Here is a 24,700-nt window from a genome sequence, read left to right as displayed (position 1 = left end):
CGCGGAGGCCGGCGGATCGCGTCGCGGGGCGGCTCTCGGCTCGGCTCGGGTTAGGCCGGTTTCAGCCAGCGGAAGGCCACCCCGAGCGGCCGGGCCCGGCCCCGGATGGCCACGGGGCGGTGCGCCTCGAAGGCGGCGTGCGCGGCCGGCGAGGCCCGGGTGGCCGCGAGCAGGTCCTCGCTCGCCACCAGGGCGGCGCCGTGCGCCTTGCCGACCTCCATCAGGCGGCTCGCGACGTTGACGCTGTCGCCCGTGGCGGTGATGTGCTGGTGGTCGTCCGACCCGAGGCGCGACACCACCACGGTGCCGTGATGGGCGCCGACCCGCAGGTCGAGGCCGCTCGTCCGCGGATCCGCCGCGAGCCACGCCCGCACCCGCGGCACGAGGGCGAAGGCCGCCGCGAGGGCGCGATCGGCGTCGTCCGGGCGCGGGTCCGGCAGGCCGAACAGGCACATGGCGCCGTCCCCCATGAAGGCGAGCACGACACCGCCCGCGCGGGTGACCTCCTCCTCCACGATGCCGTGGAAGGCGCGCAGGAAGCCGCGGGTCTGCGCCGGTCCGAGCCGCTCGCTCAGGGCGGTGAAGCCGCTGAGGTCCACGAACACGATGCCGGCCTGCTGGGTCACCGGGGCGGCGAGGAAGCCGGCATCGCCGGCGATGCGGTCGGCCAGGGCCGGCGGGTGGAAGACGCGCAGGGCCTGCTCGGCGCGGGCGAGCCGGCCCGCCCGCCGGCGCTCCAGCACGACCCGGCCGGCCGTCGCGAGGGCCGCCACCGGCAGGATCGCCGCAAGCGGCAGCGTGGCGGAGAACCACAGGCCGCCCTGCGCGAAGGCCGCCTGGGTGAGGGCCAGCCACGCGCCCGCCGCGAGCCCGAGCAGGGCGAGGCCGAGGGCGGGCGGCGCGAGGGCCGGCAGGAGGGCGCCCGCCAGGGCGAGCGCGAGCGCCGCCGCCGCGTCGACGCGCCGGACCCGGCGGTCGCGCACGAGCCCGTCGCCGGCGACGAGGTGCGCCACGCCGGTCGCCAGCACCTCGACGCCCGGCAGGATCGGGTCGAACGGCGTCGCGAAGCTGTCGCCCGCCGCCGTGGCGGTCGAGCCGACGACCAGCACGCGGTCCCGCAGCGCCTCGGGCGGGGTCCGGCCGGCCAGCACGGCCGCCGCGCTCAGGGTGGGAAGCGTGCCGCGCGGGCCGTAGAAGCGCAGCGGCAGGCTGAGCCCGAGATCGGGCCTCACCGCCGCCCGGCCGATCCGCAGCTCGTCCCCGGCGAGGGAGGGGGCGGCGCCGGCCGCCCGGGCGGCGAGTTCGAGGGCGAAGGAGGGAAGGAGCGCGTCGCCGCTGCGGATGAGCAGCGGGACGTGGCGCGGGGTGCCGCCGCTGTCGGTCGAGACGTTGACGAGGCCGAGACCGGTGCCGGTCCGGATCGCCGCGACCGGCCACAGGATGCGGCTCGCCCGCGGCACGTCCGTCCCGTTGCCCTCCGCACCCTCGGGCGGGAACAGTGCCGCGCCCGCGACGACGGCGTTCGCCTCCCGCAGCGAGGCGGCGAGATCCAGGTCGGCGCCCTCCGCCCCGGGCTCCAGGAACAGCAGGTCGAGGCCGATCGCCCGCGGCCGGCCCGCGCTCAGCCGGCGCACCAGCGCGGCGAGGGTGCCGCGGGGGAGCGGGAAGCGGCCCGCCTCGGCGACGGTCGCGTCGTCGAGGGCCACGATCACCACGTCGGGCGGCGCGGGCCGCGCGCCCGCGAGGGTGAAGCGCAGGTCGAGCAGCGGCGCCTCGATCCGGTCGAGGAGCCCCGCCCGCCCGTCGAGGTGGAGGGAAGCGAGCAGTCCCGCCCAGGCGCCGGCCAGCGCCAAAGCCGCGAGCGCGGCGAGGGCGCGCGGCCGCGTCGTCACCGCCCGAACCGCGCCAGGAGCCCGGCCGCCCGCTCCGGGCTCCAGCGCTTGACCGCGAGCGGCTCGGTCCCGGCCTCGACGTCGACCCCGTCCCCGTCGCGCAGCGTCACGGCCGGGCCGGAGGGCCGGGACACCGAGACCGCGCCCCGGCGCACGAAGACGGAGGTGCGGGCCGGCGTGACGTCCACCGCCCAGACCGTGCCCCGGACCGAGGCGATCGCGTGGGGCGTGCGGATCTGGAAGGCGCCGCGGCGGGCCGGCGCGTCGACCAGGAGCCCGCGCCCGCTGAGTTCGGCGGCTTCCGGGCGCCCGTCCCGGTTCCGGTCGAGCAGCCGGTAGAGGGAGCCCCGCTCCGCGCTCAGCGTGAACCCGTCGGGGCAGGACAGTTCCTCGCGCGGCGGGTCCGTGTAGGGCGTGATCGTGCAGCCGCGCCCCTGCGACCGGGCCGACCCCGGAAGGACCAGGCAGACGCCGACCAGGACCGCCCCGATCCGCCTCGCTCGCTGCCGCGCCCGGCTGGTCATGGTCGTTCTCCGCCCTGATCGGTTCTCGCGGGCCGCACTCTACCGTTGCCGGGCCCGTCTCGTCTCGCGGCCGGGTGGCGTTTCCTTCGGGATTACGGTCCGCCGACACGGCCGTGCGGGCCCCTTTGCGCATCATTGATGAAAGTTGTGGCTCGATTGCTGCGACGAGGATTGGCATGCCACGGGCCAGCTTCCCTTATGGAAGGCCGGCCGGACGCTCGGGCGCGCAATCCTGGTTCCCTTTGATCTGGCACAAGACCTTCGTGTCAGGCCTGACGTACGCTAGGCCAATTGTTCTAGGGCGGAAACGGGACAGTGTTGGCGAAATGCAGCACGATGTGACTTTCCGAAAGGCCGTGGTCGACACGGGCTCGCACGATTGCGACGCACGCCTGCTCTTCCTCGGGCGGCGCCTCCTGTGCGTCCTCGTGCGCCTCTCGGACGAGGTCCACCGCGCCTCGGACCTGCACCGGCGATGGTACCTGGAGGTCGGCTTCGGCCCGTGCCAGCCGCTACCGACCCGCAATCCCATCTTCGCGACGATCGCGGAGGCCAAGGCCTGGGCCCGGGACTGCGTGCTGCACGAGCCCCCGGAGTGCCGCGACCGGCCCGACGCGCGCGCGCCGTGAGCGGCGGCCCGCCCCGGCGCGCGGCCGCGCCCGAGGCGGCCGCGCAGCCCCGCGGGAGCCGTCACAACCCAGTGATCGCGGCGGTTTCGCTTGTGGAGGTGCAATCCCGGTGCTAGCCGAAGGGGCGAGGGGGTCTCGGGTTCGAGACCGATGCAGTTCGACAATCACAAGTTCGCCGGTCTGAGGCGATCGCGGGACAAGGGCATCCAGACGAGCGTGGCGATTCGGGCCGCGGCGGCGGCCGAGCGGGCTGCCTTGACTGTCCCGGTCATCCGCGAAGTGCAGGCGGCGGGCGCGGTCAGCTTGAACGAGATTGCGGGCGCCCTGAACGCCCGCGGCATTCCGACGGCGCGCGGGCGGAGCTGGAGCGCCGTCCAGGTGCGGCGGGTGCTGCAGCGCGCCTGACGGGGCTCTCCCGGCGCGCCGAGAGAGCCCGCGCTTCCGGGGCCGGATCCGGCCCCGGGGCGGGGTTCCCGGCCGGGCCGGGAGGTCAGTCGCAATCCTCGCGGTGCACGGTCTTCGAGTCGCCGAGGTCGTTCTCCTTGCGGACGGTCGTGTGCGAGCAGCCGCCGCGGCCCTCGACGACCGTGCGCCGGTCCGGTCCGCTCGCCACGCCGCCGACGCCCGCGCCCACCGCCGCGCCGACCGGTCCGCCCGCGGCGGCGCCGGCAGCCGCGCCCGCCGCGGCCCCGGCCTCGCCCGCGACCGCCGCCGACCCCGCCATCGCCGCCAGGGCAATGCCCAGGATGAACCGTTTCATCGCGTCGCTCCTCTCGTGTCGATGCTCCGTAACGGCGCCGCGGCCGCTTCGTTCCTGGTCGAAAAGTCGGGAACGATGGCCGCCGCTGCCCCGTTTGTGGGGCATCGACGCAGTGTCGCAGAGACGGGAGCGAGACATGGACAAGGATCGCATCGAAGGATCGGCCACGAATGTCGGCGGCAAGATCAAGGAAGGCGCCGGAAAGCTGACCGGGGACGAGAAGCTGCGCAGCGAGGGCGTCGCCGATCAGGTCAAGGGCAAGGTCCAGAACGTCGTCGGCGGCATCAAGGACGCCATCAAGGGCCGGTGAGACCGGCCAAGGGCCGTTGAGACCGGCGCCTCGCAGGGGATGAGGACGCGCCCGCCCGGGCCGTCGCCCCCCATCGCCGCGGACGAAGCCCGCCGCGCGGGCGGGCTTCGATCCGTGACGTCCGCGCGGGAGGGGCGGCCTCAGCAGCCGCAGCCGTACCCGTACCCATAGCCCCCGTAGCCGACCGGCGCCACGGCGTAGCCGTAGCTGGCCGGCGCGTAGCTGCCGTAGCCGTAGCTGCCGTAATCGTAGGTCACGCCGTAGGTCGAGGGGGCGTAGGCATAGCCGTAGGCCGCGCCGGCGGCCAGCCCGAGCCCCAGCCCGGCGGCGAGCCCGTAGCCGCGGCGGTAGCCGTAGCCGCCGTAATAGCCCCGCCCGCCGTAAACGCCGTAGCCGCGGCCCGCATAGCCGCCGTAATAGCCGCGACCGCCGGCGAACCCGTATCCGTGGCCGCCGTAGCGGCCGTAGCCGTAGGCCGCGCGGTGTCCGCCGAAGCCGCCCCGGAAGGCCGAGGCCCGGTATCCGGCGAAACCGCCATGGTAGCCCCCGTGATAGCCGCCGTAGCGGTAGCCGCCGGCTTCGGCCGCGGTCGAGGTCAGGGCGAGGGCCGCGCCCAGGGCGGCGGCGGGCAGGACGAGCGACTTCATCGCGGAGACTCCAGGATCGGATTGCGGGTCGGGTTTGCCGGACTGTGGTCGCGCCCGTGCGGAATCGGAACGGTGCAGAGTACGGAGCGGTCCCGGGGAACCGCCGAGGCCTCGCCGGCCTCTCCGCCGAGGGTCCACGCGTGCCGCCTGCGCGTGCAGTCGCAAAAAGCACACCCTCCCGGGGATCGCCTTCCTGGCCGCCAAATCAGCTGTACAGCTCGGTGCGGGCCGCTAGTATTCGCGCGTTTGTTGCCCGTACGGAAGCCGCGCCATGCCCGCCACATCACAGGTTATGCTGATACTGGCATTCATCGCATGTCTCTCGACTGCCAGCCTGCTGATCAGCTGGCGAACCCTCCGGCATCTGCAGCGAAGCGCGCGGAAGGCCGCCCAGAGCATGTGGTCGCTCCACGTCGGAACCCACGCGGTGCCGGGTGCACGGGGGATGCTGTTCTACATCCGCCTGAGCGATCCGAGGCGGAACCGCTTCCGCGTCGGCTACATCAGGGTTCGCGGCCCGCGGGGGGCGGGCGTGTCGGCCGCGGAGTTCCGGCCCGCCGGGCCCTCCGGCGCGGGCGGCTACGCGCATCTCGCCTTCAAGCGCGTCCTGTCGCCGAACCGCGAGATCCTCGACCGGACGCAGTTCGAGCCGGGCGCGGCCGGCGAGGGGCCGGGGGAGGGGCGGCTGTACTTCTTCGTCACGCCGCGCCCCTCCGGCCTCTTCCGCCGCGCGCGGCCGCAGCGCCTCGTCGTGGAGGTCGGGGTCGAGGAGGTGGCGCCGGACCGCGACGCGCAGCGGCTTCGCCTCGTCAGCGAGGTCGTGGACTGGACGACGCTCCCGGACGCCGCGCCGGCCGCGGCGCCGGCGCTCACGGCCCAGGCGGCCGGAGGATAGGCCGGCCGCGCGGCGACGGCCGTCGCGGCCAGGCCGAGCCGGACAGCTGCGCCGGAAGCCGAGGGATCTCCGACCTCTGATACGCCATCCGGTTGATGGCTTCGCCAACTCCGATGTCGGCCATGCGGATGTCGGCTTCGCTCAGGCGCCGCACTCAGGCGCCGCGCTCAGGCGCCGCGCAGGCGCGTGATCCGGGAACCGCTTCGATCAACCGGATCCCGGATCAGTAGAGCTGGCCGTCGAGGCTGGCGGGCGAGCCGGGGGGCAGGGGAGCGAGGCTGTTCACGCTGTCGCCGATGATCCCGGGCGGGCCGCTGAACCCGGTCACGCCGCTCGGGTCGCGGGCCGGGCCGCGCCGGGGCGGCACGCGCGAGACCGGGACGAATCCGTGCCGGATCAGCCGCGCGTCGAGCCGGTCGAGCCGGCGCAGGTCGTGCCGGACCGGCACCCAGCGGGCGCTCCGGGAGGCGCCCGGCCCGTCGCGAGCCTCGCGGGCCTCGGCGGGGGGCGCCGCGAGCGCGGCCAGGATGAGCAGGCAGGGGAGGCGTGACATCGGTCGTCCTTCGCGAGGTCGAGAGATGTCGGAACATGCGGGGCGGTGCCTGCCAAGTTCCGCCGCTCACCGGGCAGTGATCCGCCGGACACGGGCGGCGCGAGCCGCCGGCATCGACTTTGGCCTGATCCGGGAAGGTCACGCTGGAGCCGGAGGAACACTTGCGCCGTTGAGGAAGAGCCGACCGCGTCCCGTTGCAGGAGACCGACGATGAAGGAGAGCACCACCGCAGCCCCGCCATCCCCGGCGACGCCGGCCACCGGCCTCGCGGCCGCGCCCGCCGCTCCGGCGCGGCCGGGCCCGATCCCCGACATGGGCGACCCCGGCGGACGCCGGGCCGCCATCGAGAGCTGGCTGCGCTCGCGGCGGCCCACCTCCGTGTGAGGGCGGGCTAGAGCAGCACCCGGTCACGTTGCCATCGGGTGCTGCTCTAGGTCTTTGATCTTGCCGCATTTTCTGCGACGAACCGGCATCCACTTCGTCCGAAAATGCTCTAGTCGGGCACCGGAACGTCGAACCCGTTGAGGGTGACCGACACGCAGCAATAGAGGCCGACCAGGTTGATGAGCTCGGCGAGCCCGTCCTCGCCGAACTCGGCCCTGGCCTGCTCGTAGTTGAGCTTCGGCAGCAGGCGCCCCGTCACCAGGGCGGAGGCCACGTCGTAGGCGATCGCCTCCGCCCGGCCGAGATCGGGCGGGCGCTGGCCGGCGCAGATCGTCGCGATCGTGTCGTCGGACAGGCCCCGCAGCTCCGCCACCAGGATGTGCGCGTAGAGTTCGTAGCCCGAGTGGAAATGCGTGCCGGTGACCAGGATCGCCACCTCGCGCACGGTCCTGGGCAGGGTCGGCGCCGCCGACAGTGCCTTCACCAGTTCCCAGACCGGCCCGCCGAAGCGCGGGAAACGCAGCCACGGGGCCCAGGGTCCGATCAGGGCGCCGTCCTCCCGGATCGCCGTGAAGCCCTTGAAGCTCGTCTCGATGCCGTGACGCATGTCGTCGTACAGGGGGCGCTGCTCCGCCGTGAGGTCGGAGGGCGGGATGGGGGGCAGGCGCATGGCGCGTCTCCTCTGGCAGGTCTCCGCTGGCCGGTCTCCGCACCGGGCTCGGCCGGCAGGTCGCGCGGGTCGATGCGGCGGCGATGCGACGCCCCAGGCGCGCCGCCCGGGGGCAGGTAGTGCGGTGCTGCGCTGCGAAAAGGCGCGGCGCCGCACCCGCCGCGCGGCGCCCCTCCGCCCCGGCCGCGGCACCCGCCCGCTTCTCATTCCCTTGGGTTAGTTCGCACGATGCGCGCCCGGCGCGCCCAATTGAGCATGAATCGCTCAAACGCGCCGTTACCGCTCAAATGTTGATGCACAAGTTCCGGTGAGGTTTCGCCTAGGCCTCCGGGGTTAGCCAACGCGACTGAATTGCGGCTCCGCAGAAGCCGGCTGTAGGATCGTCAGAGTTGCGAGGCCGGCGCGTCCCTGACCGGTTTCGACGGCCGTCATCACCGCGGCGGCACGGTGAAAGCTCGGCTGTACGAAGTGGAACCGCTGGCATGACGCAAGAGAGTGGGCCGCCCGCGGACGTCCTGATCGTCGAGGACGACCGGTTGATGCGCACCCTGATGGGCGAGATCCTGGCGCGGGCCGGGATCCGGGCCGCCGAGGCGGGGGACGCGGATTCCGCCGTGCGGATGCTCGGCGAGGGGCCGGGACCCCGAGTCCTGGTGACCGATCCCGGGATGAGCGGCGGCGCCCCCTTCGCGGGGGCCGCGCAACGGCGCTGGCCGGGCCTGCGGGTGGTGATGACCTCGGGCTCCTGGGCGGAGGCCGAGCCGCTGCCGACCGCCTTCCGGCTGCTGCCCAAGCCCTTCCGGCCCTCCGTCTTCCTGCGCGAGGTCGGGGCGCTGCTCCCGCCGCGCCCCGAGGCGTGAGGCGTCTCCGGGCGCGGCGGGCGCCTCAGGCCGCCGTCTCCAGGCCGGCGCGGATCTGGGCCCTCAGGGCATCGATCACGACGAGCCGGCCGCCGCGCTCCGTGTGCCAGAAGGTCCAGCCATTGCAGGCCGGGAGGCCCTGGACCAGGGCGCCGATCTTGTGGATCGAGCCGCAGGCCGGCCCGACGCTGAGCGTGCCGTCGGGCCGCACCAGGGCCCGGAAGCGCCGCCGCTCGTCGGTGAGCTGGCTGCCCGGCGCGATCAGCCCGGCCTCGATCAGGTTCAGGAAGGGCACCCGCGGCTCCGCCCGCTTGGCCGGGGCGGTGAGCAGGGCCGCCGTCGAGAGGGGCTCGACCGCGGCGATCCGGGCGCGGGCCGCCGCCGCGTAGGCGGACTCCCGCTCGATCCCGATGAAGCGCCGGCCCAGGCGCTTGGCGACCGCCCCGGTCGTGCCCGTGCCGAAGAAGGGATCCAGCACCACGTCGCCCGGGTTCGAGGCCGACAGGATGGTGCGGGCGAGGAGCGCCTCGGGCTTCTGGGTCGGGTGCAGCTTGCGGCCGTCCTCGCCCTTGAGCCGCTCCTCGCCGGTGCAGAGCGGCAGGAACCAGTCCGAGCGCATCTGCAGGTCGTCGTTGCCCCCCTTCAGGGACTCGTAGTGGAAGGTGTAGCCCTTCTGCGCGCTGCGGGAGGCCCAGATCAGGGTCTCGTGGGCGTTGGTGAAGCGCTTGCCGCGGAAGTTCGGCATCGGATTGGCCTTGCGCCAGACGATGTCGTTCAGGATCCAGAAACCAAGATCCTGCAGCGCGCTCCCGACCCGGAAGATGTTGTGGTACGAGCCGATCACCCAGAGGGTCGCGTTCGGCTTCATCACCCGGCGGCAGGCCTGCAGCCACTGGCGGGTGAAGGCGTCGTAGGCCTCGAAGCTGGCGAACTGATCCCAGTCGTCGTCGACCGCGTCGACGGCGCTCTGGTCGGGGCGAAGCAGGGCCGCTTCACCCAATTGGAGGTTGTAGGGCGGATCGGCGAAGACGAGGTCCACGCTCGATGGCGGCAGCGCGTCGAGGGCGGCGAGGCAGTCGCCCTGGATCACTTCGTCGAGGGGAAGACGCGGGGCGGACGGGACGAGACCCATCCGCGGCGCCGACGCAGCACGCCCGGTACGCGAGACTTGTTTCCGGGCGGCGGCGCCGGCGACCGCGGTACGCGGGGAAGCCATGGCGAACACCGGTTACGCGACTGACAGGGGGACCTTGCCCCGGTCACGGTAAAGGCCTGGTTGCGCTCAGAAACGTTCGCCGTCTCGAATTGGGGCTGCAATTTTTGCCGAGTCGCCCTTTGGGCGCGTCGAGGCCCGTATCTCCACAATACTGAAAAATTGCAATCCAGGTCGATCCCCGCTGTGAAAATTACGACCGTCCAGGATCATCAGCAACCATCAAGCTGTGCTTGGGCGGGAGGCAAGACATCAGCGCAGGATAGGTGTGATCATGTCGCATGACGGCGGTCACATTTTGGTCCTGTTCGGGATCGATTGATCGACCTGCGATCAACAAGCAGGGAATGCGGGATGAGCAGCGGACGAGCCGTGCGTCGACCGGTGGCGTTGTATCTCGGTGGGGCGCTGGCCCTGGCGGGGCTGGGGGAGATCGGGACCGTCTCCGAGGCCGCGGCCCAGTCCGGCCGGGCCTCCTGGTACGGCTCCGGCCAGCGCACGGCGAGCGGCGAGCGCTTCAATCCCAACGGCCTCACGGCGGCCCACCGCAGCCTGCCCTTCGGCACCCGCGTGCGGGTGACGAACACCGCCAACGGCCGCTCCGTCGTGGTGCGCATCAACGACCGCGGCCCCTTCGCGGGCGGGCGGATCATCGACCTCAGCCGCGGCTCCGCGCGGGCCATCGGCATGGGCGGCGTCACCCACGTGGCGCTCCAGCGGCTCGACTGAGCCGCGCGCCGCGCGGCGCCCGCACGGGCGGCTTCCTCGGGACCGTGACGCTGGCTATGGAGGGCCTCTCCGGGGTGAACATCCCGGGGGACCGTCCGCGCGCGGTGGGCACAGGGAGTTGACGTGATGGCAAAACCTCTGGTTGTGGTGATACCGCATCAGCTCGGCCTGGCGGAGGCGCACCGGCGCCTGGACAGCGGCATCGGCGAGGCGAAGGCGATGCTCCAGAAGGCGGGCCTCAGCATGGCCGAGGCGAGCTGGGAGGGGGAGCGCCTCTCCTTCGCGGTCGGCGCCCTGAACCAGAAGGTGGACGGGCACATCGACGTGGCGGCGGACACCGTGCGGGTCGAGGTGAACCTGCCGCTGATCCTGTCGGTCTTCGCCGGCGCGGTGCAGAAGGTGATCGACCAGAACGGCACCAAGCTCCTCACCAAGAAGTAGCCGGAACTCCTGCGGCAGGACCCGGTTGGCTCCGGGACTCGACGAAGGAGCCCGCCATGGCCAATCCCGGATCCCCGGACCAACCCTACGATCCCGTGCCGCCCTCGCCGGGGCCCGGCCCCGACACGCCCACCACCGTGCCGACCGAGGCGCCGGGCGACCGGCCGGTGGAGATCCCGGTCAACGATCCCGGCACCTCGCCGGCGGTCGCCCCGGACCCCTCCCCGACGGGGCCCGCCAACCCGACGATGTGAGCGCGGGCGCGGCGCGTGCGGGCCGGTCCCCGCCGCGCGCCGCGCCTCCGCTTGACCGGCGAGGGACACTGCCGCGCAGTGCCGGACGGCCGCGCGCCCGATTCGCGCCGGCCCTGCGCCGGAGGCGCGCGACGATGCAGACAGGCCTGACCCCGGACCGCGCGTCCCGCTTCGCGGCGCTCACGCTCGGCCACGTCACCCGCGAATACCCCTACCTTCCGGGCCTCGTGCTGACCGGGCCGCAGGATGCGCGCCCGCCCGCCGCCCTGCACCCGATCTTCCACGGCAGCTTCGACTGGCATTCCTGCGTCCACGGCTACTGGCTGCTCGCCCGCCTGCTGGCGCGCGAACCGGCCGCGCCCTGGGCCGAGTCCGTGCGCACCCTGTTCGACCACTCCCTGGTGCCCGCGAAGGTCGCCGGGGAATGCGCCACCCTCTCGGCGCCCGCCGCCGCGCGCTTCGAGCGCCCCTACGGCTGGGCGTGGCTCCTGAAGCTCGCCGAGGCCCTCGCGCGCCTGCCGGAGCCGCGCTGGGCCGAGGCCCTCGCGCCGCTGACCGCGCTCATCGCGGCGCGCATCCGCGAGATCCTGCCGGTCTCGCCCTATCCGGTCCGGGTCGGGACCCACTTCAACACCGCCTTCGCCCTGCGCCTCGCGGCGGATTACGCCGAGGGCGCGGGCGATTCCGCCCTGACCGGCCGGCTCCTGGCGATGGCCTGGGCGTGGTACGGCGCCGACGCGGCGTGCCCCGCCTGGGGCGAACCGAGCGGGGACGACTTCCTCTCCTCCGCCCTGATCGAGGCCGAGTGCATGCGGCGCCTGCTGCCGCCGGAGCGCTTCCTGCCGTGGTTCGCCCGCTTCCTGCCGGACCTCGCCGCCGGGCAGCCGGAGACCCTGTTCCGGCCCGCCACGGTGGCCGACCGCGGCGACGGCAAGATCGCGCATCTCGACGGGCTCAACCTGAGCCGGGCGTGGTGCCTGCGTGCCCTGGCGCGGGCCCTGCCGCAAGACGATCCCCGCGTGCCGCCGATGCGGGCGGCCGCCGAGGCGCACCTGGCCGCGAGCCTGCCGCACCTCGCCGACCACTACATGGGCGCGCATTGGCTCGCGAGCTTCGCCGTGCTGGCGCTGGAGGCGTGAGGGGCCGCGGCGCGGCGGGACGCTGGCGCCGGTGTCCCGAATCGGATGAACCTGCTCCCGGACGCAGAACGCTGCGCCGTGCCTGGGAGGAGAGCCGCGCCATGCTTCGTTCCACGATGACCACCCGCCGCGCCGTCCTGGCCGGGGCGGCCGGGGCCCTGCTGCTGCCGCGCGACGGGCGGGCCAGGATGCCGCTCGGCCAGCCGCAGGCGCCGTACTACTACCGCTTCATGCTCGGCGAGGCCGAGTGCACGGTCGTGTCGGACGGGCTGCTCCCGCTCGGCGACCCCAGGGCCGCCTTCGTCAACATCGACAAGGACGAGATCGCGCGCGAGCTGCGGGAATCCTTCCTGCCCGCCTCCGCGGCGACGCTGGAGCAGAACGTCCTGGTGGTGAATTTCGGCGACCGCGCCGTGCTGTTCGACACCGGGATGGGCACCGACACGCTGTTCGGCACCACCACCGGCAAGCTCCTGACCACGCTGCGCCAAGCCGGGATCGACCCGGCCCAGATCGACGCGGTCGTGATGAGCCACGCCCATATCGACCATTGCGGCGGGCTGGTCGCCGACGACGGCACTCCCAATTTCCCCAACGCGCAATACTATATCGGCCAAGCCGACTTCGAGTACTGGACCGACGACTCCAAGGTGCCGGCGGCCTATCCGGCCCGAGGCAACTTCCTCGCGCAGGCGCGCAAGAACCTGCTGCCGCTGCGCGATCGGCTGCACTTCTACAGGGACCACGAGCAGATCCTGCCGGGAGTCACCGCCCTGGCGGCGCCCGGGCACACGGTCAGCCACACGATCTTCATGATCGAGTCCGGCGGCAAGTCGCTGTGCTACATCGGCGATCTGGCCCACCACCCGGTGCTGCTGCTGGAGCGGCCGCGCACCCAATTCGCGTACGACACCGATCCGGTCCAGTCGGCGGAGAGCCGGGTGCGGATGCTGACGATGCTGGCGGCCAACCGGGTGCCCCTGCTCGCCTACCACTTCGCGTGGCCCGGCATCGGCCACGTCGCCCGGCAGGGGGATGGGTTCCGCTACGTCCCGGCCCCGATCCAGATGCAGGGCGTGGGCGCCCTCTGAACCCGGGCCGGGGGCGCGCGGCGGCGCGAGGGCACCGTCTGACGGCTTTTGCGCGGGGCCGCGCGCTGCCATAACCCCGCCCATGGCCGCTCCCCCGCTCCTCACCCTCCAGGACGTCGCCCTCACCTTCGGAGGCACCCCGCTCATCGTGCAGGCGGACCTCGCCATCGCGCCGGGCGAGCGGGCCTGCCTCGTCGGCCGCAACGGCTCGGGCAAGTCCACGCTGCTGCGCATCGCCGCGGGCCTGCTGGAGCCGGATCGCGGCGTGCGCTTCCTGCAGCCCGGCACCACGGTGCGCTACCTCGCCCAGGAGCCCGACTTCTCGGGCTTCCCCTCGACGCTCGCCTTCGTGGAGGCGGGGCTCGGCCCCGGCGACGAACCCTACCGCGCCCGCTACCTCCTGGAGAGCCTCGGCCTCACCGGCGAGGAGGATCCGGCCCGGCTCTCCGGCGGCGAGGCGCGCCGGGCGGCCCTCGCCCAGGCGATGGCGCCCGAGCCCGACATCCTGCTCCTCGACGAGCCGACGAACCACCTCGACCTGCCGGCGATCGAGTGGCTTGAGGCGGAGCTGAGGGCGGTGCGCTCGGCGCTGGTCCTGATCAGCCACGACCGCCGCTTCCTCGAGAACCTGTCGCGGGCGACGGTCTGGCTCGACCGGGGCGTGACGCGCCGGATCGAGCAGGGCTTCTCGGCCTTCGAGGCGTGGCGCGACGCCTTCTTCGAGGAGGAGGAGCGCGACCGCCACAAGCTCGACCGCAAGATCGCCGCCGAGGAGGATTGGCTGCGCTACGGCGTCACCGCCCGGCGCAAGCGCAACGTCAAGCGCCTCGCCGGCCTCCACGACCTGCGCCGGCAGCGTAGGGAGCATCGCGGGCCGGTGGGCACGGTCAGCATGGCCTCCGCCGAGGCCGAGGCCTCCGGCACCCTGGTGGTCGAGGCCGTGAGGGCCGGCAAGAGCTACGACGGGCGCGCCGTCGTGCGCGACCTCTCGCTGCGGATCCACCGGGGTGACCGGCTCGGGATCGTCGGCCCCAACGGCGCCGGCAAGACGACCCTGGTCAACCTCCTCACCGGCCGCCTCGCCCCCGACGAGGGGAACGTGCGGGTCGGGGCGAACGTCACCCTCAACCTCCTCGACCAGCGCCGCGCCGCCCTCGATCCGGAGCGGAGCGTCGCCGAGGTGCTCACCGGCGGGGGCAGCGACTCCGTCGCGGTGGGCGGGCAGACCCGCCACGTCATCGGCTACATGAAGGACTTCCTGTTCGCGCCCGAGCAGGCCCGCACCCCCGTCGGCGTCCTCTCGGGCGGCGAGCGCAACCGGCTGCTCCTCGCCCGGGCGCTGGCCACGCCGGCCAACCTGCTGGTCCTCGACGAGCCGACCAACGACCTCGACCTCGAGACCCTGGACCTGCTGCAGGAGATGCTCACCGACTTCTCCGGCACCCTGATCCTGGTGAGCCACGACCGCGACTTCCTCGACCGGGTCGTCGGGGAGGTGCTGGTCGCGGAGGCAGAGGGGCGCTGGAGCCTCTACGCGGGCGGCTACTCGGACATGGTGGCCCAGCGGGGGAGGGGGGTCGAGGCCCGCCCGGCCGAGCCGCGGCCGGCCCCGGCCCCGAAGGACCCGGCGCCGGCCGCGGCCCGGAAATCCGAGCCGGCCCGCCGCCGCCTCGGCTTCAACGAGCAGCACGAGCTCAAGACCCTGCCCAAGCGCATCGCGGCCCTGGAGGCGGCCGCGGTCAAGCTGCGCGCGGCCCTCGCCGACCCGACCCTCTACGCCCGGGACCCTGCCCGATTCGAGACGATCTCCCGCGGGCTCGCCACGGCCGAGTCGGACCTCGCCGCGGCCGAGGAGCGCTGGCTCGCCCTCGAGATGCTGCGCGAGGAGCTGGAGGGCTGAGAGGTTGAAAATCGACCGGTTTCCGACGTCTGATCCGGGATCCGCTCGATTGAAGCCGATCCCGGATCACGCGCCTGCGCGGCGCCTGAGCGAACGCCGTTGCCGGAGCGTTGAGCCGCCGCGCGGCACCATGCCTCCCGGGTCCCGGATCTCCCTTCGCTGACGCGTCGGGCCGGACGCCGGCCTTGCCGGATGGCGAGGCTGAACCGATCGAGCGGGGAACCGTGGCAAGGGCCCGAGCACGCGAGGCGACGGCCCGCCCCCGCGGCGTCCGCCGCCGCGCGCCCCCGCGTCGCCCCGGACGATCCTGCTTTCGCCCGGCGCCGGCAGCCGTCCGAGAGTCGTGGCGCGATGCTCCGGTCCCGCCCGAGGCCCAGCCGGAAGCAGATCCGTCGCGCGCGATCGATCCCGCCGGGCAGCGCGCTGTATCAGCAGGCCCGCCTCCCTCGTCGGTGCTCTACCAATATTTCGTTGCCTGCGTGCAACAATGCGGCGGAAAGCCGGCCAGAGTCCGGCCGCCCAAGCGGAACAATGTTGATCGTGCGGGGAGCGTCCCGCATGGTGATTGGGCGCCGGGCACAAGCCCGGAGCGGTTCGGCCGCTGCCCCGTGCGGGAGGGCTGAGTCGGCGGGGATAAGAGTGGCGTGGATCGGATCCCTCCGGGTCCGGGTGGCACAGTCGTTCACCCCAAGGGTCTCGAAACTTTGGAGGTCTCGATGAGGCTCGTTAAGAGCTTACTGCTCGGGTCCGCGGCTGGTCTGACGGTCGTGGCTGGGGCACAGGCGGCCGATCTGCCGGTCAAGAAGGCGGCTCCGGTTGAGTACGTGCGGATCTGCTCGGCCTACGGCGCGGGCTTCTTCTACATCCCGGGCACCGATACCTGCCTGCGCGTCGGCGGCCGCGCCCGCTTCGAGGCGACCTACGTCCAGCCCCTGATCCGCGGCGACACGGTCGGCTATCGCGGCCTCGGCCGCCTGAACCTCGATGCCCGCACGCAGACCGGCTACGGCACCCTGCGCGCCTTCGTCCGCTTCGAGCTCGCCAGCCGCACCGGCGGCTTCTTGAAGTCCGGCACCCAGGAGCGCATCGCGAACGCCTTCGCCGCCACCGGCGTCGACACCAACGCCCGCGTCCAGCAGTTCGTGAACGTCGACAAGGCCTTCATCCAGTTCGCCGGCCTCACCGCCGGTCGCGCGGCCTCGTTCTACGACTTCTACGCCCACGACTTCGAAATCAACGCCGTCTCGCTCGGCTCGGACGTCGCCTCGACGAACCTGCTCGCCTACACGGCGACGTTCGGCGAGGGCTTCTCGGCCACGATCTCGATGGAAGATTCGAACTTCCGCAAGAATCCCATTTTCGGGAACATCACCGTTGGCGTAACTCCGACCGTGAACTTGGCTCCGGTGCTAACTCCGGGGCAAGGCCTGGGATTTGCCAATCTCGACGCTATCCAGCGGTCGCGCCTTCCTGACTTCGTGGGCGTTCTCCGCTACGACGCCGCATGGGGTTCGGCGCAGATCTCTGCGGCCGTTCACGAGCTCAATACGGGCAACTACGTCACAACTGGACCGCTCAACGGTGCCGCTGTTGCGATCAACCGTCCCCAAACCGAGTACGGGTGGGCGGTTCAGGGTGGCCTCAAGGTCAACCTGCCCTTTATCGCCGCGGGCGACTCGCTCTACCTGCAGGGCTCCTACGGTGAAGGCACCACGGTCTACACTGGCCTGCCTGCTTACAACGGGACCTACACCCTCACGGGCAGTGCGACTGCTGGCATCTTCAATCAGTATTATGCTGACGCCATCGTCGACCCTGTGACCGGCAGGCTCTCGCTCTCTGACAGCTGGACGGTCGTCGGTTCGTACCTCCACTACTGGGCTCCGGAGTGGCGGTCGGCCTTCATCGGTAGCTACGGCGAGATTAGCTACAATCGGGCAGCTCGCATCAACAGTGCGCTGCTGAACGTCGGCGGCCTGCCGAACCCGGGAACGGCGCTTGGCCTCGCGCGCCTTGCGCTCAGCCCGGTTCTGCGCGACTCCAACCAGATCGTCGCGGGCGCAAGCCTGATCTGGTCGCCGGTGAAGGATCTCGATATCGGCGTCGAGGGGCTGTACGTCCGGCAGGCTCTGAACAACGGTCGCATCATCGACCCGAACAAGGGCGCTGTCATCGCTGCGGCCGTCCAGGCGAACACGGCAACGGCGGCTCAGCTTGCCACCGCGCCGACCATCAACAGCCAGGACACGTTCCAGGTCCGCATGCGCGTCCAGCGCGACTTCTGATCGGATCGACCGATCCCGAGACGGGGGGCTCCGGCGCGACCGGGGCCCCCTTCGCGTTTGAGGCCGCGCTGCGGGAGCCTCTCATCCGACATCCGGTTGATGGCTTCGCCATCTCCGATGTCGGCCATGCGGATGTCGGCTTCGCTCAGTCGCCGCGCTCAGGCGCCGCGCAGGCTCGCGATCCGGGATCCGCTTCGATCAACCGGATCCCGGATCAGGCCCGCCTCCCGCGCGCCGCCGCGTCGGGCTATGTCTGCCCCATGGCTCAGACGATCTCCCTCGCCCAGCAGGCCGTCGCGGCGCATCAGAGCGGGAACCTCGCGCAGGCCGAGACGCTCTACCGCGCCTTCCTGACGCGCGAGCCGAATCACCCGGTCGCCCTGCACCTCCTCGGCACCCTCCTGCACGCCCGCGGCCGCACCGGGGCCGGCCTGCCCTTCCTGGAGAGGGCGGCGGCGCTGCTGCCCCTCGACGCCGAGGTCCACAACAATCTCGGCGTCGCCCTCAACCATCTCGGGCGCTTCGCCGAGGCGGCGCGCGCGCTCGACCGGGCGGTGAGCCTCGTCCCGGACGATGCCGCCGCGCAGAGCAATCTCGGGGCGGCCTATCGCGGCCTGCACCGCTTCGCCGAGGCGCGGGGGTGCTTCGCGCGGGCCCTCGCGCTGCGGCCCGACGCGGGCGTGGCGAGCAATCTCGGCCTCGCGCTCCTCGACCTCGGCGAGGGCGAGGAGGCGGCCGCCTGCTTCCGCCGCGCGACGGAGCTCGACCCGGCCTTCGCGCAGGCACACGTGCACCTCGCCAGCACCCTCCTGGCGCTCGGCCGCCTGCCCGAGGCCCTGGCCAGCATCGAGGCGGCCACGGCCCTCGATCCGGCGCACGGCTACGCCGTCGCCCTGCGCGCGCACCTGCGCCAGGCCCTCTGCGACTGGCGCGGCTTCGCGGCGGACCGGGAGGCCCTGTCCGCCAGGGCGGGGCCGTGGCGGGCGGACGAGCCGCCCCCGCCCTTCACGGTCCTGGCGCTCACGGACGATCCCGAGGCGCAGCTCCGGCGCGCCCGCGCCCATGCCGGGCGCTTCGCCGCCGAGCGGCTGCGGGCCCCGCCCGGCCCGCGCGGGGAGCGGGTCAGGGTCGCCTACCTGTCCCCGGATTTCCGCCAGCACCCGGTCGCGGTGCTGATGGCCGACGTCCTCGCCTGCCACGACCGGGCGCGGTTCGAGGTGCACGCCGTCTCCTTCGGGCCCGACGACGGCTCGGCCCTGCGCGCCCGCATCCGCGACGGGGCGGAGCATTTCCTGGACGTGCGGGGCTCGGCCGATGCCGAGGTCGCGGCCCTGCTGCGGGCGCGCGGGATCGACGTCGCGGTCGATCTCGCGGGCTTCACCACCCACAGCCGGCCCGGGATCCTGGCTCCCCGCCCGGCCCGGATCCAGGTGAACTACCTCGGCTATCCGGGCAGCACCGGGGCGGACTGGATCGACTACGCGATCGGCGACGCGTTCGTGGCGCCGGAGGCGCTCCAGGGCGCCTTCTCGGAGGCGATCGTGCGGCTGCCGGGGGCGTTCCAGGCGAACGGCGCCCGCCCGGCCCCGCCCGCCTCGCCGCCCCGCCGCGCCGCCCACGGGCTGCCGGCGGAGGGCTTGGTATTCGGCGCGTTCAGCGCCTCCTACAAGCTCACGCCGGACCTGTTCGCGGCCTGGATGCGGCTGCTGCGGGCCGTGCCGGGCAGCGTGCTGTGGCTGGTCGCCGACCACGCCCCGACGCGGGACAATCTGCGGCGCGAGGCGGGCCGGCACGGGGTGGATCCGGACCGGCTCGTCCTCGCGGGCCGGGCCCCCTACGAGACCTATCTCGACCGGCTGCGGCACATCGACCTGTTCCTCGACACCTTCCCGTACAATGCCGGCACGACGGCGAGCGACGCGCTCTGGATGGGCGTGCCGCTCCTCACCCTGGCGGGGCGCGCCTATGCGAGCCGCATGGCCGGAAGCCTGCTGACCGCGCTCGGCCTGCCCGACCTCGTCGCCGCGAGCCTCGACGCCTACGAGCGGCAGGCCCTGCGCCTCGCGGACCCGGAGCGTCTGGCGGACCTGCGCGGCCGGCTGGCCGCGCGGCGGCACGGGGCGGGCCGGATCTTCGATGCGCCCGCCTTCGCGCGGCGGCTGGAGGCGGCGTTCCGGCAGATGGTGGCGCGGGCCGATCGCGGGCTGAGGCCGGCCCCCTTCGCGGTGCCGGAGCCCGGTCCGGGGCAGTCCGACCGGGGATGAGCGGCCCGCCCGGCCGAGCTTGCCCGTGCACGCCTTGCTTGAGCCCCAAAGGCGGCCCATCTCAGGGGACGCGCGGGGAGCGCGCGTCCTCGGGGTGCATGCGTGTCGGTTCGCGCCATCGGCTGGCTCGCCGGCCTTCCTCTCCTGGCCATTCTCGGCATCGGCGCCGCGCGGATCGCCGAGACGCGGCTCGACGCGACGCTCGCGGCCCCGGCCGAGGCGCTCGCGGCCGCCACCTTCGGGGAGGCGGCGGAGCCCTGGCTGCGCGTCGAGCGGCGGGGGCGCGACCTCGTCGCCCTCGGCGACGCGCCGACGCCGCCCGAGCGCGAGGCCGCCCTCGACCGCCTGGGCGAACTCCCGGGCCTGCGCCGCCTGATCGACCGCCTCGGCGTCGTCGCCGAGCAGAGCCCCTTCGTCTGGTCGGTCCAGCGCCGGGCGCCGGACCGCATCGACCTGCGCGGCCACCGCCCGGCCGAGATGAAGCACGACGCGCTCGCCTCGCGCCTCGGCCCGCTCCTGCCCGAGGGCGTGGCGCTGCACGATGCCGCCCGCTCCGCCCGCGGGGCGCCGCCGGGCTTCGCCGAGGCCGCGTCCTTCCTCGTCGCGCAGGTGGCGCGGCTCGGCCCCGGCGCCACCGCCACCCTGCGCGACCGCACCCTGTCGCTCCAGGGCGAGGCCGCCGCCCTCGGCGATTACGAGGCCGTGCGGGCAGCCCTCGCGGCTCCGCCCGCGGGCTTCGGCCTCGGCGAGGTCGCCCTCGTCCCCGCGACCGTGAAGCCCTTCACGTGGTCGGCCACGCGCCTCCCGGACGGCCGCATCCGCCTCGACGGCTACACGGTCTCCGAGGCGGACCGGGCCGCGATCCTGGCCGCCGCCCGCGACCTCGCCGGGGGCGCGGCGGTCGAGGATGCCATGCGCACCGCCCGCGGCCTGCCGCCCGGCCTCGAGACCCGCGCCCTGATCGCCCGCGCCTTCGCGGCCCTGGCGCTGGTGCGCGAGGGCACGGTCGCCCTCGACGGCACCGCCCTGTCGGTGCGCGGCGCGGCGATCGACGCCCAGGCGGTGCAGGAGGCCGACGCCCTCGCCACCGGCAGCCTGCCGGAGGGGCTCGCCCCGGGCCGCGCCGAGCTGACCGCGAGCCCGGTCTCGCCCTACCGCGTCGCGATCCGGCGGGACGCCGAGACGGTCACGCTCACCGGCCACCTGCCCGATGCGGAGACCCGGGCGGCCCTGCTCGCGGCCCTGCGCCCGCACTTCTTCGGCGAGCGCATCGTCGACCGCACCCGCCTCTCGGGCGGCGCGCCGGAGGGCCTCCTCGCCGCGCTGCGGGCGGCGGCCGTCCCGCTCGGCCAGCTCGCCCGCGGGGAGGTCGCGGTGACGGACCGGGACCTGCGCCTCACCGGCGAGAGCCTCTATGCCGAGAGCGCCCGGCGCCTCTCCGAGACCGGGCAGCGCCTCGCCCCGGAGGGTTGGCGCGTCGCCGTGGAGGTGCGGGCGAAGGACGCCCCGGTGCGCCGCGACGCCGCCTCCTGCCGCAGCGCCTTCGCGGAGCGCGTCGCCGCCCACACCGTGCGCTTCGCCCCGGGCAGCGCGGACCTGCAGCCGGATTTCTACGCCGCCCTCGACGACCTCGCGGATCTCGCCCGGACCTGCCCGGGCAGCCGGATCGAGGTGGCGGGCCACGACGACCCGCCCGGGACGGCGCCCGCCAAGGCACCCGAGAAGCCACCCGAGAAGCCGCCCGAGAAGCCGCCCGCCAAACCCTCCGCCAAGCCGCCCGCGGCGAGGGCCGAGAAGCCCGGCAAGGGCAAGGCCGACGCGAAGGCGGAGCCCAAGACGGAGCCCGCGCCGGCCGAGCCGGACCTGACGCTCGCGCAGCGCCGCGCCGCCGCGATCGTCGATTACCTGCTCAAGGCCGGCGTGCCGGCCGACCGGGTCGCCACCGTGACGGGCGAGGCGGCGCAGCGCGCCGTCGCCTTCGCGTTGCGCTCCTGAGGGCGGCCCGATGACGGTTCTCCTCGCCGCCCTCTGGCCGACCTGCCTCGTGGCCCTGCTCCTCGGGGCGGGGACCGGCTGGCTCGCCGGCCGGCCGGCGGGGCGGGCCTCGCGCCTCGCCGCGCTCGCGGTGGCGGCCCTGGCCGGCCTCGCGGCGGGCGTCGCCGCCTCCGGCCTCGTGCCGGGGCGGGCGGGCCTCGCGGTCGAGGTCGCCGCCCTGCTCCTGATCCCCTACGCGGCCGGCTGCGGCCTCGGTGCCCTGCGGCCCCGGCGGGCGCGGGCCGCTCCGCCCGCCTGATCCGGGATCCGCGTTACAGCGTTCCTCATGCTGACGCTCGCGCCTCGGCATGAGGAAGAGGGGGGGTGCCGCGCGGGGTGTGCCATGGCGGATCCGGCAAATGAATCGGCAAGACGATCGAACCCCGCCGCCATCGGCCGCACTGGCCCGATCGCCACCGCGCGTCCGAATTTCCCCGCACAGCGGTGCCGGACGCGTCGTGCTCTGCTTCCGAGCGCGCCGAGGGTGCCCTACGAGACCGCCCGCAGCTTGTCGGCCATGCTCTGCGCCTTGTCCCGGCGCGTGCCGAAGGTCATGGTGTAGAAGACCCGCTGGACGCCGAGTTCGGCGAGCCGCGCCTCGCAGCGCTCGATGAGCTGGCAGATGTCGGCGAGTTCCCCCTCGATGTTGGTGCCGTTGGCGTGCATCTCCGCCTCGAGGGGGCTCGCGTCGATCAGGGCCTTGATCTCCCGCACGTAGGGAGAGACCGAGGGCCCGACGCCCATCGGGACGATGCACAGATCCGCGACGACTCTCATGATCGGCTCTCTCCGTCCTCGCGGGCGCCGGGGCGCGGGCCGCGCCCGGGCCAACGCCCGCTCGTCCGGACGGTTCTCGCCGAGCCGCGGGCCTTCGCCAAGCCGCGGCCCTTCGCCAAGCCGCGGCTCTCCCCCAAGCCTCAGCGCCCGCCGCGATGCAGGTCGCTCTCGATCAGCAGGGCGCTGCGCCCCTCCAGCCGGCTGCGGTAGACCTGGAGGTTCTCGGTCACGCGCTGGACGTAGTTGCGGGTCTCCGTGAAGGGAATGCGCTCGACCCAGTCGATCGGGTCGACCCTGGGATCGCGCGGGTCGCCGTAGGCGTCGATCCACTTCTTCACGTTGCCGCCGCCGGCGTTGTAGGAGGCGAAGGCCAGGATGTAGGAGCCGCGCCAATCCTCCATCAGCTCGCCCAGATGGGCCTGGCCGAGGCGGGCATTGTAGGCCGGGTCGCTCAGGAGCCGGCCCGCGTCGAAGGCGGCGCTCACCCGCCGGGCGGTGCGCTGGGCCGTCGCCGGCATCATCTGCATCAGGCCGCGGGCGCCCACGCTCGACTGCGCCTTCGGGTCGAACTGGCTCTCCTGGCGGGCGATGGCGAAGACCATGGCCCGCTCGACCTGCGGCACCGCCGAGAAGGCCTCGTAGGACGGGATGCCGTTCACCGGATAGGCGTGCTGGTCGAGGGGCAGGCCGCGCTGGACCGCGACCTTGCCGAGCGCCACCAGGGCGCGGGGATCGTTGTCGGCCGCCGCCACGTCGCCGAGGGCGGCGAGTTCGGCCGGGTCGCTCAGCCGATGCGCGAGGTCGATGTAGAGGGGCAGCGCCTGCTCGCGCAGGCCCGCCGCCGCGAGGAACCGCAGGGCGCGGATCACGGGCCGCGCCTCGAAGGCCCGGCGCGCGGCCTCGTCGAGGGGAGCGGCGTGGCGCAGGGCGAGGGTGTCCTGGCCGAGCTTCGCCCGGGCGAGCTGGCCGTAATAGGCGATCGGCTGCGCGGCGGCGCGCTCGTAGAAGGTCCTGGCCTCGGCCGGCTGGTTCAGCGCCTCGGCGGCGCGCCCCTGCCAGTAGGCGGCCCGGGCGATCGAGATCGGGGTCTCGGCGACGGCGGCGGCGGCCGCGAAGTGCCGGGCGCCCAGCGCCGCATCCTGCAGGAAGCGCAGGGCGATCCAGCCGGCGTGGAACTCCGCCTCGATGCGCTTCTCCACCGCCCGCGCGCTGTGCCCCGCCACGACCGCGTAGGCATTCCTCGCGTCGCCCTGGTCGAGGAGCTTGCGCGCCACGATCCGGCGCTCGATCCACCACTCGTCGGGATCGACCAGCACCTCCGGGTTGCGCGGCGCGCTCATCAGCACGGCGGCCGCCTCGGCCGGCCTGTCGAGCCGGCGCAGGAGCTGCGCGCGGGAGAACAGGAACGAGGAATCGCCGCGCAGGCTCGGCGGCACGGCGTCGAGGAGGCTCTGCGCGTTGGCGGCCTTGGCCTCGACGGCGCGGCGCGCCCGCACCAGGGTGCCGTAGCTCTTGCCCGCGTAGGTCGCGGCGCGGCCGGCGGCCTCCCAATCCTCCTTCATCAGGGCCCGCTCCATGCGGGCGCGGTGGTCGACCTCGGTGATCGCGCCCGGGAAGGCGTCGAGCACCTTGAGTTCGAGGGTGCGGCCGAAGCCGTCCTCGCGCCAGAGGTCGCGCGCGAGGGCGGCGGCGTCCTCGTCGAGGCCGTCGGCCTTGAGGGCGAGGGCGAGGGCGAACTTGCCGGGCGGGCTCGCGGGGCGGCGGGCGGCGAAGTAGGCGCGCACGATCCCCGGCGCCTTGCGCTGGCTCAGCAGCGCCTCCTCGGCCCGGCGCCGGATCACCGCGCCGGCCGGCCAGTCGGGGTTGTCGCGGATGAAGGCCACGATGCGCTCGAACCCGATCCCCGCGCCCGAGCGGATCGCCACCCAGTCGAGCAGGGCGCGCTGGGCCGGATCCGCGAGGGCGTCCCGCAGGCGGTCGCCCTCCTCGACCTTGCCCCGGCGGTAGGCGTCGATCGCGTTGCGCAGGGCCGGCGCGTCCACCTCGACGGCGGGCGTCGGGCGGCCCGGATCGGGCACGCTCGGCACGGGCGCCCGCGGGGCGACGGCGGCGTCCGGCACCGGGAAGGGGAGGGGCACGGACGGGTCGGCCGAGGCGTAGGCGGCGGCCGCCTGCGGCACCGCCGGGGCGAGGCGCCCGGCGGCGGTGGCGGGCGCGTCCTCGGGGCCGGCCGTGGCGCGCAGGCCCCCGGCGATCTCCGGGGACTCGGCCGCCGGCGCCTCGGCCCGGGCGGGCAGGCCCTCGCCGTCCGGGTCGGCGGCCCGCACGGCGGGGCCGGGCGGGAGGGCGAGGGCCGTCCCGCAGGCGAGAAGGGCGAGGGTCGCGAGGCGGCGCCGTCGGGGCGGGAGCTGCATCGTCGTCGTTCCCCTATGCGAGAGCGGACACGCCA

25 protein-coding genes are annotated in these 24,700 nt (G+C 74.0%); 16 read left to right on the top strand and 9 right to left on the bottom strand.

Annotated features, from left to right (window positions below):
* Window positions 1-50: 50 nt before the first annotated feature.
* Window positions 51-1,892, bottom strand: coding sequence for a CHASE2 domain-containing protein (locus tag M446_RS03550; RefSeq protein ID WP_012330698.1), 1,842 nt, complete (start codon window positions 1,890-1,892; stop codon window positions 51-53).
* On the bottom strand, window positions 1,889-2,416 hold the full coding sequence (locus M446_RS03545) for a FecR domain-containing protein (RefSeq protein ID WP_012330697.1): 528 nt from the start codon (window positions 2,414-2,416) through the stop codon (window positions 1,889-1,891). The genes M446_RS03550 and M446_RS03545 overlap by 4 nt, the downstream gene beginning before the upstream one ends.
* 326 nt (window positions 2,417-2,742) lie before the next feature.
* Between M446_RS03545 and M446_RS03540 the strand changes: the two genes are divergently transcribed.
* Together M446_RS03540 and M446_RS03535 are read left to right on the top strand one after the other, a co-directional pair.
* The gene (locus tag M446_RS03540; protein ID WP_012330696.1) at window positions 2,743-3,045 is read left to right on the top strand and encodes a hypothetical protein; all 303 of its coding nucleotides are present in this window, start codon (window positions 2,743-2,745) and stop codon (window positions 3,043-3,045) included.
* Window positions 3,046-3,195: 150 nt separating this feature from the next.
* Window positions 3,196-3,450 (top strand): recombinase family protein, encoded by a 255-nt coding sequence (locus M446_RS03535; protein WP_018262624.1) that lies wholly within the window; start codon window positions 3,196-3,198, stop codon window positions 3,448-3,450.
* A gap of 85 nt (window positions 3,451-3,535) precedes the next feature.
* Here M446_RS03535 and M446_RS03530 read toward each other — a convergent pair whose 3' ends face one another.
* Window positions 3,536-3,805 carry a hypothetical protein gene (locus M446_RS03530; RefSeq protein WP_012330695.1) on the bottom strand — a complete coding sequence of 90 codons (270 nt, stop codon included), beginning with the start codon at window positions 3,803-3,805 and terminating at the stop codon, window positions 3,536-3,538.
* A 136-nt stretch (window positions 3,806-3,941) separates the two neighbouring features.
* On the opposite strand from M446_RS03530, the gene M446_RS03525 reads away from it, so the two are divergent.
* Complete coding sequence (locus M446_RS03525) at window positions 3,942-4,115, top strand: CsbD family protein (protein WP_012330694.1); 174 nt, start codon at window positions 3,942-3,944, stop codon at window positions 4,113-4,115.
* 140 nt (window positions 4,116-4,255) lie between these two features.
* On the opposite strand, the gene M446_RS03520 is transcribed toward M446_RS03525, so the two are convergent.
* On the bottom strand, window positions 4,256-4,762 hold the full coding sequence (locus M446_RS03520) for a hypothetical protein (protein WP_012330693.1): 507 nt from the start codon (window positions 4,760-4,762) through the stop codon (window positions 4,256-4,258).
* A 397-nt stretch (window positions 4,763-5,159) separates the two neighbouring features.
* Between M446_RS03520 and M446_RS03515 the strand changes: the two genes are divergently transcribed.
* Entirely contained in the window at window positions 5,160-5,657 is a 498-nt protein-coding gene (locus M446_RS03515) for a hypothetical protein (protein WP_265576516.1), read from the top strand.
* A 223-nt stretch (window positions 5,658-5,880) separates the two neighbouring features.
* Here M446_RS03515 and M446_RS03510 read toward each other — a convergent pair whose 3' ends face one another.
* The gene (locus tag M446_RS03510) at window positions 5,881-6,210 is read right to left on the bottom strand and encodes a hypothetical protein (RefSeq protein ID WP_012330691.1); all 330 of its coding nucleotides are present in this window, start codon (window positions 6,208-6,210) and stop codon (window positions 5,881-5,883) included.
* A 210-nt stretch (window positions 6,211-6,420) separates the two neighbouring features.
* Here M446_RS03510 and M446_RS37920 point away from each other — a divergent pair, with 210 nt between their 5' ends.
* Entirely contained in the window at window positions 6,421-6,594 is a 174-nt protein-coding gene (locus M446_RS37920) for a hypothetical protein (RefSeq protein WP_012330690.1), read from the top strand.
* 109 nt (window positions 6,595-6,703) lie between these two features.
* Here the strand turns inward: M446_RS37920 and M446_RS03505 are convergent, their stop codons facing one another.
* Window positions 6,704-7,264, bottom strand: coding sequence for a carboxymuconolactone decarboxylase family protein (locus M446_RS03505; protein ID WP_012330689.1), 561 nt, complete (start codon window positions 7,262-7,264; stop codon window positions 6,704-6,706).
* 482 nt (window positions 7,265-7,746) lie between these two features.
* Here M446_RS03505 and M446_RS03500 point away from each other — a divergent pair, with 482 nt between their 5' ends.
* Complete coding sequence (locus M446_RS03500) at window positions 7,747-8,124, top strand: response regulator (RefSeq protein ID WP_012330688.1); 378 nt, start codon at window positions 7,747-7,749, stop codon at window positions 8,122-8,124.
* Between the two features lie 25 nt (window positions 8,125-8,149).
* Here M446_RS03500 and M446_RS03495 read toward each other — a convergent pair whose 3' ends face one another.
* Window positions 8,150-9,340, bottom strand: a complete 1,191-nt coding sequence (locus M446_RS03495; RefSeq protein WP_012330687.1) for a site-specific DNA-methyltransferase — start codon at window positions 9,338-9,340, stop codon at window positions 8,150-8,152.
* Between the two features lie 351 nt (window positions 9,341-9,691).
* On the opposite strand from M446_RS03495, the gene M446_RS03490 reads away from it, so the two are divergent.
* The 10 genes from M446_RS03490 to M446_RS03445 all read left to right on the top strand — a co-directional run bounded on the left by M446_RS03490 (window position 9,692) and on the right by M446_RS03445 (window position 21,733).
* The gene (locus M446_RS03490; protein WP_012330686.1) at window positions 9,692-10,066 is read left to right on the top strand and encodes a septal ring lytic transglycosylase RlpA family protein; all 375 of its coding nucleotides are present in this window, start codon (window positions 9,692-9,694) and stop codon (window positions 10,064-10,066) included.
* A 126-nt stretch (window positions 10,067-10,192) separates the two neighbouring features.
* Window positions 10,193-10,507, top strand: coding sequence for a polyhydroxyalkanoic acid system family protein (locus M446_RS03485; protein ID WP_012330685.1), 315 nt, complete (start codon window positions 10,193-10,195; stop codon window positions 10,505-10,507).
* Window positions 10,508-10,563: 56 nt separating this feature from the next.
* Entirely contained in the window at window positions 10,564-10,761 is a 198-nt protein-coding gene (locus tag M446_RS03480) for a hypothetical protein (RefSeq protein WP_012330684.1), read from the top strand.
* Between the two features lie 134 nt (window positions 10,762-10,895).
* A complete protein-coding gene (locus tag M446_RS03475; RefSeq protein ID WP_012330683.1) occupies window positions 10,896-11,900 on the top strand; it encodes a DUF2891 domain-containing protein in 1,005 nt (334 codons plus the stop codon).
* A gap of 101 nt (window positions 11,901-12,001) precedes the next feature.
* Window positions 12,002-12,991, top strand: coding sequence for an MBL fold metallo-hydrolase (locus tag M446_RS03470; protein ID WP_012330682.1), 990 nt, complete (start codon window positions 12,002-12,004; stop codon window positions 12,989-12,991).
* An 82-nt stretch (window positions 12,992-13,073) separates the two neighbouring features.
* Window positions 13,074-14,891, top strand: a complete 1,818-nt coding sequence (locus M446_RS03465; RefSeq protein ID WP_012330681.1) for an ABC-F family ATP-binding cassette domain-containing protein — start codon at window positions 13,074-13,076, stop codon at window positions 14,889-14,891.
* A gap of 716 nt (window positions 14,892-15,607) precedes the next feature.
* The gene (locus M446_RS03460; protein WP_012330680.1) at window positions 15,608-17,176 is read left to right on the top strand and encodes a porin; all 1,569 of its coding nucleotides are present in this window, start codon (window positions 15,608-15,610) and stop codon (window positions 17,174-17,176) included.
* A gap of 260 nt (window positions 17,177-17,436) precedes the next feature.
* Complete coding sequence (locus M446_RS03455) at window positions 17,437-19,440, top strand: tetratricopeptide repeat protein (RefSeq protein WP_012330679.1); 2,004 nt, start codon at window positions 17,437-17,439, stop codon at window positions 19,438-19,440.
* A gap of 102 nt (window positions 19,441-19,542) precedes the next feature.
* The gene (locus M446_RS03450; protein WP_012330678.1) at window positions 19,543-21,435 is read left to right on the top strand and encodes a flagellar motor protein MotB; all 1,893 of its coding nucleotides are present in this window, start codon (window positions 19,543-19,545) and stop codon (window positions 21,433-21,435) included.
* A 10-nt stretch (window positions 21,436-21,445) separates the two neighbouring features.
* Window positions 21,446-21,733, top strand: a complete 288-nt coding sequence (locus M446_RS03445; RefSeq protein ID WP_012330677.1) for a hypothetical protein — start codon at window positions 21,446-21,448, stop codon at window positions 21,731-21,733.
* Window positions 21,734-21,963: 230 nt separating this feature from the next.
* Here the strand turns inward: M446_RS03445 and M446_RS03440 are convergent, their stop codons facing one another.
* Together M446_RS03440 and M446_RS03435 are read right to left on the bottom strand one after the other, a co-directional pair.
* Window positions 21,964-22,251, bottom strand: a complete 288-nt coding sequence (locus M446_RS03440; protein WP_012330676.1) for an MTH1187 family thiamine-binding protein — start codon at window positions 22,249-22,251, stop codon at window positions 21,964-21,966.
* Window positions 22,252-22,391: 140 nt separating this feature from the next.
* Entirely contained in the window at window positions 22,392-24,665 is a 2,274-nt protein-coding gene (locus tag M446_RS03435) for a lytic transglycosylase domain-containing protein (protein ID WP_012330675.1), read from the bottom strand.
* Window positions 24,666-24,700 lie beyond the last annotated feature (35 nt).

Source organism: Methylobacterium sp. 4-46 (genome assembly GCF_000019365.1).
In the GTDB taxonomy this organism is placed as follows: domain Bacteria; phylum Pseudomonadota; class Alphaproteobacteria; order Rhizobiales; family Beijerinckiaceae; genus Methylobacterium.
The sequence above is the reverse complement of the archived record's forward strand: the minus strand, read 5'-3'. Positions and strand labels throughout refer to the sequence as shown.

Excerpts from the sequence above, each read along its gene's own strand:
- M446_RS37920 (WP_012330690.1), top strand. The coding sequence starts at position 6,421 with ATGAAGGAGAGCACCACCGCAGCCCCGCCATCCCCGGCGACGCCGGCC.
- M446_RS03505 (WP_012330689.1), bottom strand. The coding sequence starts at position 7,264 with ATGCGCCTGCCCCCCATCCCGCCCTCCGACCTCACGGCGGAGCAGCGC.
- M446_RS03475 (WP_012330683.1), top strand. The coding sequence starts at position 10,896 with ATGCAGACAGGCCTGACCCCGGACCGCGCGTCCCGCTTCGCGGCGCTC.
- M446_RS03530 (WP_012330695.1), bottom strand. The coding sequence starts at position 3,805 with ATGAAACGGTTCATCCTGGGCATTGCCCTGGCGGCGATGGCGGGGTCG.
- M446_RS03440 (WP_012330676.1), bottom strand. The coding sequence starts at position 22,251 with ATGAGAGTCGTCGCGGATCTGTGCATCGTCCCGATGGGCGTCGGGCCC.
- M446_RS03545 (WP_012330697.1), bottom strand. The coding sequence starts at position 2,416 with ATGACCAGCCGGGCGCGGCAGCGAGCGAGGCGGATCGGGGCGGTCCTG.
- M446_RS03510 (WP_012330691.1), bottom strand. The coding sequence starts at position 6,210 with ATGTCACGCCTCCCCTGCCTGCTCATCCTGGCCGCGCTCGCGGCGCCC.
- M446_RS03525 (WP_012330694.1), top strand. The coding sequence starts at position 3,942 with ATGGACAAGGATCGCATCGAAGGATCGGCCACGAATGTCGGCGGCAAG.
- M446_RS03500 (WP_012330688.1), top strand. The coding sequence starts at position 7,747 with ATGACGCAAGAGAGTGGGCCGCCCGCGGACGTCCTGATCGTCGAGGAC.
- M446_RS03540 (WP_012330696.1), top strand. The coding sequence starts at position 2,743 with ATGCAGCACGATGTGACTTTCCGAAAGGCCGTGGTCGACACGGGCTCG.
- M446_RS03470 (WP_012330682.1), top strand. The coding sequence starts at position 12,002 with ATGCTTCGTTCCACGATGACCACCCGCCGCGCCGTCCTGGCCGGGGCG.
- M446_RS03495 (WP_012330687.1), bottom strand. The coding sequence starts at position 9,340 with ATGGCTTCCCCGCGTACCGCGGTCGCCGGCGCCGCCGCCCGGAAACAA.
- M446_RS03520 (WP_012330693.1), bottom strand. The coding sequence starts at position 4,762 with ATGAAGTCGCTCGTCCTGCCCGCCGCCGCCCTGGGCGCGGCCCTCGCC.
- M446_RS03485 (WP_012330685.1), top strand. The coding sequence starts at position 10,193 with ATGGCAAAACCTCTGGTTGTGGTGATACCGCATCAGCTCGGCCTGGCG.
- M446_RS03435 (WP_012330675.1), bottom strand. The coding sequence starts at position 24,665 with ATGCAGCTCCCGCCCCGACGGCGCCGCCTCGCGACCCTCGCCCTTCTC.
- M446_RS03515 (WP_265576516.1), top strand. The coding sequence starts at position 5,160 with ATGTGGTCGCTCCACGTCGGAACCCACGCGGTGCCGGGTGCACGGGGG.
- M446_RS03490 (WP_012330686.1), top strand. The coding sequence starts at position 9,692 with ATGAGCAGCGGACGAGCCGTGCGTCGACCGGTGGCGTTGTATCTCGGT.
- M446_RS03445 (WP_012330677.1), top strand. The coding sequence starts at position 21,446 with ATGACGGTTCTCCTCGCCGCCCTCTGGCCGACCTGCCTCGTGGCCCTG.
- M446_RS03465 (WP_012330681.1), top strand. The coding sequence starts at position 13,074 with ATGGCCGCTCCCCCGCTCCTCACCCTCCAGGACGTCGCCCTCACCTTC.
- M446_RS03460 (WP_012330680.1), top strand. The coding sequence starts at position 15,608 with ATGAGGCTCGTTAAGAGCTTACTGCTCGGGTCCGCGGCTGGTCTGACG.
- M446_RS03480 (WP_012330684.1), top strand. The coding sequence starts at position 10,564 with ATGGCCAATCCCGGATCCCCGGACCAACCCTACGATCCCGTGCCGCCC.
- M446_RS03455 (WP_012330679.1), top strand. The coding sequence starts at position 17,437 with ATGGCTCAGACGATCTCCCTCGCCCAGCAGGCCGTCGCGGCGCATCAG.
- M446_RS03535 (WP_018262624.1), top strand. The coding sequence starts at position 3,196 with ATGCAGTTCGACAATCACAAGTTCGCCGGTCTGAGGCGATCGCGGGAC.